Source organism: Pseudonocardia wallangbongensis, from assembly GCF_054486945.1.
This window is the reverse complement of the sequence record NZ_JBRERS010000010.1, coordinates 339087-347785: the sequence shown is the minus strand read 5'-3', so window position 1 is coordinate 347785 and position 8699 is coordinate 339087. Positions and strand designations below refer to the sequence as shown.

Genomic DNA, 8699 nt, shown 5'->3' with positions numbered 1-8699 from the left:
CGCGGTCACCGGCGCGGCATCGGCGGCGCCAAGTGGATGCTCAACCCGCGGGTCATCGGTCATGGTCATCTGTGTACTCCTCGATTCAAGAGGATCTTGTTACACAGACCATCTGACACGCTCCCACCAGACGCTGAAACGGTGGCTGCGCACCCAGGAGCGCGCGGCGAGCCTGGCCGAGTTGCAGACCCAGCTGGACTGGTTCGTGCAGTTCTACAACCACCGCCGCCCACACCGGGCGCTGCGCGGGGTTACCCCGGCCGAGGCGTGGGCGGCCCGCATCCCCGCCGGCCCGGCCGACCAGCCGCTGGCCCCCGGCCCGGGCCGGGTCGCGCTCACCCGCCACACCGTCACCCCGACAGGGGTGGTCTACCTCGGTCGGCACACCATCGGGCTGGGCACCCGGCTGGCCGGCGCCGAGCTGACCGCCGTGCGCTACGGCCGGCGGCTGCTGCTACTCGAGGCCGGCCACCCCGTCCGCGCGCTCACCCTCCTGCCCGGGCAGCGCTACTACCGCCAACCCAGCCAACCCCTACTCGAACCCACCCCGCCAGCCGAGCAGGGCGCCCCGCACACACCTCGGGCAGGCCACCGGCCTGCCCCTGCCTGCCAGATCGGGGCCGCCGAGGCTCGCAGCTCAAGGGGGGCGCGCCGCGCCATCGCCACCGGCGACGCCCGATAGGGCGCCCTTGAACTGTGAGAAGCGGCCCCACACAATGCGGGGCGTCCTGCTCACCACTGTCACCGATGTCCCAAGACATCGGTGTCACCGATGTGGTCGGACATCACAGCGACAGATCTGTCGCCCTCACACCATTTCTGGCGATCACCGGGCCGCCACCCCAGGTGATCAGGTGGGCGCGAATGCACCCCCACCTGCAGGCTCGCGGTTCCGCAGGCGCCCGTAGGCGAGGAGGGCGAGGCCGCCGAGGATCGCCATCACGCCCAGGACGGCGAAGCCGGCCAGGTAGGAGCCGGTCGCCGTGTGGAGCCGCCCGACGACGAAGCCCGCGACGATCCCGCCGCCCCCGGCGCCGAAGCCGTTGATGATCCCGGTGGCGGGGCCGACGAGGTGCGGGGGCAGGTCGGTCACGGCCACCGCCCACAGGTTCGAGGTGTAGGCCGCCGTGAAGTAGCCCATGCCCACGCAGATCAGGACGAGCCGGCCGATCGGGCTCTCCACGAGCGGGATCGCGCCGACGAGGGCCCCGCCGACGAGCAGCCCGGACGAGGCGATGAGCACGCGCTTCCCGGTGCGGTCGCTGATCGCCATCATCGGGACGGTCAGGGCGAGCGAGAGCACGTACGGCAGGGCGGCGAGCAGGCCGCGGCCGGTGCCGGTGAACCCGAGCGACTCGATCACCAGCGGGATCCACAGCGTGATGCCCCAGAACAGCATCCCGTTGGAGAAGTAGCTGAACACCATCAGCAGGAACCGCGGGCCGCCGAGATCGGCGAAGCGGATCCTGCCGCGGGCCTCCGGTGGGGCGGACGCGGGCGCGGCCCCGGGAGGCGCGGAACGGAGGAACGTCACGTAGAGCGGGACGACGAGCACGAGCCCGGCGACCCCGGTGAGCCAGAACAGCGGCCGCCAGCCCAGCGCGTCGTAGAGCGGGGTGAGCAGGAAGAACCCGAGCGCGAGCGCCGTGTACTGCCCGTAGTACTGGATGATCGCGGAGCCCTTGCTCATCTCCTTCTCGGTGAACCAGGCCTTCGCCACCCGGAACTGCTGGGGCCAGTAGATCCCCTCCGCGAAACCGATCGCGACCCGCAGCGCGATCAGCACGCCCGCCGAGTCGACGAACCCGATGAGCACGGTGCAGGTCGAGAAGACCGCGACCGTGGCGATCAGGGTGAGCCTCGGGTCGATCCGGTAGGTGAGGAAGCCGCCCAGCAGGTTCGCGGCGAGGTAGCCGAACAGGAACGCCGTGAGCGCCCAGCTCGACGCGTCGGCGAACGCGGGTCCGGCGAACCCCATGTCCTGCGAGAGCGCGGGCAGCGCGATCGACAGGTTGGACCGGTCGAGGTAGGCGATGAACAGGCCGAACATGAGCACGGCGCCGATGCGCCACCACTTGGTCATGGCTGGTGCCTCTCGATCACGGAGCGGTCGATCTCGATGCCGAGCCCCGGGCCGTCCGGCACCGTCATGTGCGGCCCGCAGGCGAGGTCGGACAGCTCCTCGCGGAACACGTTCGGGGCCTGGTCGAGCTCGACGTGGGGGCGCTCCCGCGCCATGGACGGCACGGTGGTGGGCAGGGCGGTCATCAGGTGCAGGCCGGCGGCGACGGTGATCGACGAGCCCCACACGTGCGGCATCGTCGGGATGCCGTGCGCGCTGGCCATGCCCGCGACGAGCAGGGTCTCCCGGATGCCACCGCAGGCCGTCGCGTCCGGCTGGAGGATGTCGACCGGGCCGGCGGCGAGGAACTCGCGGAAGCCCCAGCGCGTGTACTCGGACTCGCCGCCCGCGATCGGGACGTCGAGCGCGGCGCGGACCCGCGCGTACGCGGCGAGGTCCTCCGGGAGCACCGGTTCCTCGAAGAACCACAGGTCCTCGTCGGTGAGCGCGCGGCCGAACCGGATCGCCTCGGCGGCGGTGAAGCCGCGGTTGGCGTCGACGGCGAGCCGCACGTCCGGGCCGAGGGCGGCCCGCACCCGGCGGACCCGCGCGGCGTCCTCGTCGACGGGCAGGCCCCCGACCTTCATCTTGAACGCGGTGTAGCCGGCAGCACGCAGGTGCGCCGCCTCGGCCTCCAGGTCGCCGTCCCACGGCCCCGCGTAGTAGAAGGCCGACGCGTACGCGCTGAACGCCGCCGGCGGGGACCCGCCGAGGAGCCGGTACAGGGGCAGGGCGGCGGCCTTGCCGGCGATGTCCCACAGGGCGATCTCGATGCCGGAGAGCGCCGCGATCGGGACGCCCTTGCGGCCCCACTCGCGGCTGCGGTTGTACATCGCCTCCCACAGCGCCACCCGCTCGCCGGCGTCGCGCCCGACGAGCATCGGTCCGAACGAGGACTCGATCAACGCCCGGTTGGCCTGGGCGGGGCCGAAGCACTCGCCCCAGCCCGTGATGCCGTCGTCGGTGCGGACCTCGACCAGGCAGGCGGCCCGCGAGTCCCAGTGCCATTGCGACATCCCGAACGGCCGGTCCAGGTGTTGGACCACGACGTGCGGGACGACGGAAACGATCTTCATCCGAGCTCCCTGATCGAGTCGCGGCGCAGCAGTGTGCTCGCGACGACGTGCATGTCGGCGCCGATCGGCCCGCCGTCGAGCATGTCGAGGAGGAGCCGGGCGGCGAGCCGGCCCATCTCCTCGACGGGCTGCCGCACGACCGTGATCGGCGGCGGGTAGAAGGCCATCCAGGGCGCGTCGGTGAAGCCGATGAGCGACACGTCGTGCGGGATCGTCCTGCCCTCGTCGCCGAGGCCGGCGAGGATCCCCTCCGTGACGGGGCCGTTGAACCCGAGCGCCGCGGTGATCCCGGGGTCCGCGCGCAGCGCGTCGCGGATCGCGGTGCGGGCACCGGGACCGGTCTGGTCGGTGTAGCGGACGAGCGGCGGGGCGTCGGCGGCGTGCATCGCCTCCCGGTAGCCGGCCTCCCGGCGGGCGGTGGTGGACGCGCCCTCCGGCCCGAGCACCGCGGCGATCCGGCGGTGGCCGGCGTCGAGCAGGGCACGGGTCGCCCCGGCCATCGCCTCGGGCTCGTCCGTGACGACCGACGGGACCTGGAGGCCGGGCAGGGTCCGGCTGACGAGCACCGCCGGACCGTCGAAGTCCTGGGTGGTGAGCGTGCTGTGGACCGCGGGCGCGAGCAGCAGGCCGCTCGGCCGGTAGGAGCGCACCAGCTCCAGCTGCTGGCGCTCGGTGTCGGGGTCGTCGTCGGAGTTCATCAGCATGAGCGTCAGCCCGCGCTCGCGGAACACCGCCTCGACCGACTTGTGCAGCCGCGCGTAGAACGGGTTGGCGATGTCGGTGATCAGCAGCCCCACCATCGGTGTGCGGGTGGCGCGCAGGCTCCGGCCGACGGCGTTGGGCCGGTAGCCCACGGCCGCGACGGCGGCGAGGACCTTGGCCCGGGTCTCCGCACTGACGTAGCCGGTGCCGCGCAGCACGCGGGACACCGTCTGGGCGCTGACACCCGCGTGCGCGGCCACCGTTTTGACGGTCGCGCCGCGCGGGCCGGTTAACGTTGCCACATGTGAACGTTGACATATGGGATGAGCTGTGACAAGACCGGTCGGGATGGGGCAGGGTGATCGGCGTGGAGTTCGCCGAAGTCGTCCGCAGCCGGCGCATGGTGCGGGACTACGACCCCGACCGGCCCGTGCCGCCCGAGGTGCGGGAGCGGTTGCTCGCGCACGCGATCCGGGCGCCGTCCGCGGGGTTCAGCCAGGGGTGGGCGTTCCTGGTGCTGGAGTCGCCGCAGGAGCGGGAGCGGTTCTGGGCGGCCACCACCGGGGCGGGCGCCCCCGACCGCTGGCTCACCCGGATGCGCCGGGCCCCGCTGCTGATCGTGCCGCTGGCGCACAAGGCCGCGTACCTGGATCGGTACGCCGAACCCGACAAGGGCTGGGCCGACCGCGACGAGCGCCGCTGGCCGGTGCCCTACTGGGACATCGACACCGGGATGGCCGCCCTGCTCATGCTGCTCACCGCGGTGGACGAGGGCCTGGGGGCCTGCTTCTTCGGCATCCCGCCGGACCGGACCACCCCGTTCCGGGAGGCATTCGGAGTACCGGAGGAATACCGCCCGATCGGGTGCCTATCAGTGGGCTACGAGGGCGAGGACAACGTCCGCTCCCCATCCCTGAGAAGAGGCAGGAGGGACGTGAACGAGGTGGTCCACCGGGGCACCTGGTAGCCACTGTGGATCCGCACTGCTGATTTCCGGCCCGCTGAACAGCACTGTGGATCCATGGTGCGATCATCTTTCCTGTGTTCGATCTTCTGGATGCCTCCTCCCTGCCCTTGCGGCAGCAGCGGATTCTGCTCACCATCCGGGACTTCGTCGTCCGGTACGGGTATCCGCCCAGCACCCGGGAGATCGGCTCGGCCGTCGGGTTGCGGTCGGCCTCGTCGGTGTCGAAGCACCTGGCGAGCCTGGAGGAGAAGGGTTTCCTGCGGCGCGGAGCGGCGATGGCCCGCCCGATCGACGTCCGCGCCTTCCTGCAGGAGCCGCAGGCGCGGGACACCGGTGACTCGGTGCCCGTCCCCGTCGTCGGCGACATCGCGGCGGGCACGCCCATCCTCGCCGAGGAGCACGTCGACGACGTCCTGACGCTGCCCCGCGAGCTCGCCGGGCGCGGCAACGTCTTCGCCCTCCGGGTCCGCGGCGACTCCATGGTCGACGCCGCGATCTGCGACGGCGACACGGTGGTGGTCCGGCAGCAGCCCGAGGCCCACTCCGGCCAGATCGTGGCCGCGATGATCGACGGCGAGGCCACGGTGAAGGTGTACCGGCGCCGGAACGGCCACGTGTACCTGGAGCCGCGCAACCCCGCCTACGACGTGATCGACGGCGACGAGGCGGTCGTGCTGGGCATCATCGTCTCGGTGCTGCGCAGCGTCTAGATTCGGCCTAGCCGAGGCGCGGCTGGGCGAAGCCGCTGTACGTGCCGTCGTGCTGCGCGATGTGCAGCCAGCCGTCGACCCACTCCTTCATGACGACGTCGCCCCGGGGAAGCAGGTAGGCCTTCTCGGAGAACGTGAACGGTGCGTCCGGGTGCACCGCGCACAGTTCGGGGTGCTGGTGCTGCTGCCACCGGGTCTCGGTGGCGTCGGTCATCATCAGGTCCGCGCGGCCGGCCAGGATCTCCTCGAAGATCGTGTTGTTGTCGGGGTGGGGGACGATGGTGGCCCGGGTCAGGCTGGCCTGGGCGAACTCCTCGTTCGTTCCGCCGGGGTTGACCACCGCCCGCACGCCCGGCTGGTCGATCTGCTCCAGGGTCTGGAACCGGGCCACGTTCTCGCAGCGCGTGATCGGCGTCTTGCCGTCGACCAGGTAGGGGTCGCTGTAGAACGCGCGCTTGGCGCGGTCGGTGGTGACGGAGATGCCGCCCATGGCGATGTCGCAGGTGCGGCCGAGGTCGTCGACGAGCGTGCCCCACGTGGTCTGCACGAGCGTGAGCCGCACGCCGAGCTTCGCGGCGAGGTCGCCCGCCATGTCGACGTCGATGCCCTCCCACTGCCCGGTGGCCTCGTCGAGGTAGGTGAACGGGCGGTAGTCGCCGGTGCTGCAGACCTTGATCTCCCCGTTGGCGAGCACGGTGTCGAGCACGCTCTGCGCCGGACCGGCGGCCGCGGGTTCGGCGGCGGGCTCCAACGAGCACCCCGCGAGGAGGGCCACCGCAGCCACCGCGCCCGCGACGAGCCGGGTGATCACGAGCCGGACCTGCTCGCCGTGATGATCCACATCGCCGACGGGTACGTCACTCCGTCGGGCCCGAGGTGCTCCTCCAGCGTCGCGCGCAGGCGGGCCCCGGCCTCGGCGCGGCCCGCGTCGTCCAGCTCGGCGAGCTGGCTGCCGATCATCGCTCGGACGTACCGCTCGGCGGCCGCCACGTCGGGGCCGTAGTACATCGGCTCGCGGGCGCCGACGAGCTCCGGTTCGCCGAAGCCGGCGGAGGCCAGCAGCGCGCGGACGCGGTCCGGGTGGCCGAGCGCGAACGGGCCGGGGCCGTCCGGCGGCGGCGGCGGGAGGTCCCGGCCCACCGCGACCGCGTCGCGGAACGCGGTGAACCACGGGTTGTCCGCCATGGCCTGCCAGACCAGCAGCACCATGCGCCCGCCCGGCTTCAGCGCCCGGCCGAGGTTGGTGAACGCGGCGACCGGGTCGCCGAAGAACATCACGCCGTTGCGGCTGATCACGCGGTCGTAGCGGGCCTCGCCGAGGTCGGCCACCTGCACGTCGGCCTGCGCGAACGAGACGTTCGCCAACCCGGCCTCCGCGGCGCGGCGCCGGGCGAGGCCGAGCATCCGAGCGGACAGATCCACCCCCGTCACAGCCGCTGCTCGTCGGGCCGCCTCGCAGGTGGTGAGCCCGTTGCCGCAGCCGACGTCGAGCACGTGGCTGGTGGGCTCGATGGCCACGGCGTTCAGGAAGGGCCGCATGTACCGGGCGACGCCCGCGTCGAACTGCTCGGCGTTCTCGGCCCACACCTCACCGGTGGGGCCGTCCCACGCGGTGGCGGAGTCGACGTTCGAGGGATGGATACCGGTCATCGTCGTGCAGTCGCCTCCATCAGTCGTTCCTCGGCGTCCGGCCCGGCGCCGACCCGCGGCAGCCGCAGCACGAACCACAGGCCGACGATCCACCAGACCCCGACGATCATCCACTCCGCGGGCCAGGCGAGCGCGGCCGGCATCCCGGGCAGGTACAGCACGGCGAGCCCGAGGCTCAGCACGACGGCGGCCCACCCGACCAGGGGACCGGCCGCCACCCGGAACGGTCGCGGCATGTCCGGCTCGCGCCTGCGCAGCACGAGGAACGACAGGGAGACGAGCAGGAACGCGACCACGATGTTGACCCCGCCCGCGTCGACGAGCCACACCAGCATCTGCCGGCCGAACAGCGGCGCGATCACCGACAGCCCACCGACGACCAGGATCGCGTGCGTGGGCGTGCGGTAGCGCGGGTGCAGGTAGGCGAGCCAGCGGGGGAGCATCCCGGACTCGGCCATCGCGTAGATGATCCGGCTCGCGCCGATGAGGAACCCGTTCCAGCTCGTCAGGATGCCGGCGATGCCGCCGAGGATGAGGAGGGTGCCCATCGCCGGGCTGCCCCACAACGCGGTCATCCCGTCGGCGGTGGCCAGCTCGGCGGTGGCCAGCTCGGCGTGGGGCAGTGCCGAGCTGACACTCAGGACCACCACGACGTAGAAGGCCGTGGCCATCAGCACGGAGACGACCAGCAGCTTGCCCACCTGCCGCTGCGGCAGGTCGATCTCCTCGGCGGACTGCGGGATCACGTCGAAGCCGACGAACAGGAACGGGGTGGCGACGAGCACCCCGACGAAGCCGACGAGCCCGCCGGTGAACCACGGCTCCATGTGGCGGGCGTCGCCGCCGACGAACGTGCCGGTGAGCAGGACGAGACCGACCACGAGCAGGAACGCGACGGCGATGGTCTGCACGACGCTGGCCGGGCGGATGCCGACGTAGTTGACGCCGGTGATCAGCACGGCGCCCGCGATCCCGACCAGCGCCCACGTCGCGTACACGTCGTACCCGGCCACCGACCACAGCCGGCCGGCCAGCATGTCCGGGGCGAGGTAGAGCAGGGTCTGCGGCAGCGCGACGGCCTCGAACGCGACCACCGAGACGTACCCCAGCACGATCGCCCACGACGTCACGAACGCCGGTCGGGAGCCCAAGGCGCGCAGCGCGTAGTTGTGCTCGCCGCCGGCTCGCGGCATCGCGGAGACGAGCTCGGCGTACGCCAGCCCGACCAGCGTCATGACCAGGCCGCCCGCGACGAACGCCAGCGCCGCCCCGAGCGTGCCCGCGTTCTCCAGCCAGCCGCCCACCAGGACGACCCAGCCGAAGCCGATCATCGCGCCGAACCCCACCGCGAGGGTGTCCCAGCGCCCGAGGGCCTTGATGAATCCGGTTTCCTCGTGGTTCGTCACGGGTGTGGCCCCCTCGCTCTACGAAGGAGCCGATGATCACACCTTCCGGCCCGGTGGACCAGTCCC

The 8699-nt window shown here is 72.2% G+C and carries 9 protein-coding genes; 3 read left to right on the top strand and 6 right to left on the bottom strand.

The genetic code is table 11. The features are described from left to right. The first annotated feature begins 61 nt into the window (after positions 1–61). Positions 62–682 carry an integrase core domain-containing protein gene (locus tag ACU436_RS31650; RefSeq protein ID WP_459030690.1) on the top strand — a complete coding sequence of 207 codons (621 nt, stop codon included), beginning with the start codon at positions 62–64 and terminating at the stop codon, positions 680–682. Between the two features lie 168 nt (positions 683–850). Here ACU436_RS31650 and ACU436_RS31645 read toward each other — a convergent pair whose 3' ends face one another. The 3 genes from ACU436_RS31645 to ACU436_RS31635 are packed head-to-tail and all read right to left on the bottom strand — an operon-like array spanning position 851 to position 4160. Further along, on the bottom strand, positions 851–2083 hold the full coding sequence (locus tag ACU436_RS31645) for an MFS transporter (protein WP_459030671.1): 1233 nt from the start codon (positions 2081–2083) through the stop codon (positions 851–853). Further along, complete coding sequence (locus ACU436_RS31640; RefSeq protein ID WP_459030670.1) at positions 2080–3198, bottom strand: mandelate racemase/muconate lactonizing enzyme family protein; 1119 nt, start codon at positions 3196–3198, stop codon at positions 2080–2082. The genes ACU436_RS31645 and ACU436_RS31640 overlap by 4 nt, the downstream gene beginning before the upstream one ends. Beyond that, a complete protein-coding gene (locus ACU436_RS31635) occupies positions 3195–4160 on the bottom strand; it encodes a LacI family DNA-binding transcriptional regulator (protein ID WP_459030669.1) in 966 nt (321 codons plus the stop codon). Before ACU436_RS31635 ends, ACU436_RS31640 begins: the two co-directional genes overlap by 4 nt. A 107-nt stretch (positions 4161–4267) precedes the next feature. Between ACU436_RS31635 and ACU436_RS31630 the strand changes: the two genes are divergently transcribed. Both ACU436_RS31630 and lexA read left to right on the top strand, forming a co-directional pair. Further along, positions 4268–4867: a nitroreductase family protein gene (locus ACU436_RS31630; RefSeq protein WP_459030668.1), complete on the top strand. Its 600-nt coding sequence runs from the start codon at positions 4268–4270 to the stop codon at positions 4865–4867. A gap of 74 nt (positions 4868–4941) precedes the next feature. Next, positions 4942–5577, top strand: coding sequence for a transcriptional repressor LexA (lexA, locus tag ACU436_RS31625; protein ID WP_459030667.1), 636 nt, complete (start codon positions 4942–4944; stop codon positions 5575–5577). A 7-nt stretch (positions 5578–5584) separates the two neighbouring features. On the opposite strand, the gene ACU436_RS31620 is transcribed toward lexA, so the two are convergent. Genes ACU436_RS31620 through ACU436_RS31610 form a run of 3 tightly spaced genes read right to left on the bottom strand, consistent with a single transcriptional unit; the run spans position 5585 to position 8633 of the window. Next, positions 5585–6385 carry a transporter substrate-binding domain-containing protein gene (locus ACU436_RS31620; RefSeq protein ID WP_459030689.1) on the bottom strand — a complete coding sequence of 267 codons (801 nt, stop codon included), beginning with the start codon at positions 6383–6385 and terminating at the stop codon, positions 5585–5587. Continuing rightward, positions 6385–7227 carry a class I SAM-dependent methyltransferase gene (locus ACU436_RS31615; RefSeq protein WP_459030666.1) on the bottom strand — a complete coding sequence of 281 codons (843 nt, stop codon included), beginning with the start codon at positions 7225–7227 and terminating at the stop codon, positions 6385–6387. The genes ACU436_RS31620 and ACU436_RS31615 overlap by 1 nt, the downstream gene beginning before the upstream one ends. Next, positions 7224–8633 carry an APC family permease gene (locus ACU436_RS31610; RefSeq protein ID WP_459030665.1) on the bottom strand — a complete coding sequence of 470 codons (1410 nt, stop codon included), beginning with the start codon at positions 8631–8633 and terminating at the stop codon, positions 7224–7226. The genes ACU436_RS31615 and ACU436_RS31610 overlap by 4 nt, the downstream gene beginning before the upstream one ends. Positions 8634–8699: the final 66 nt, after the last annotated feature.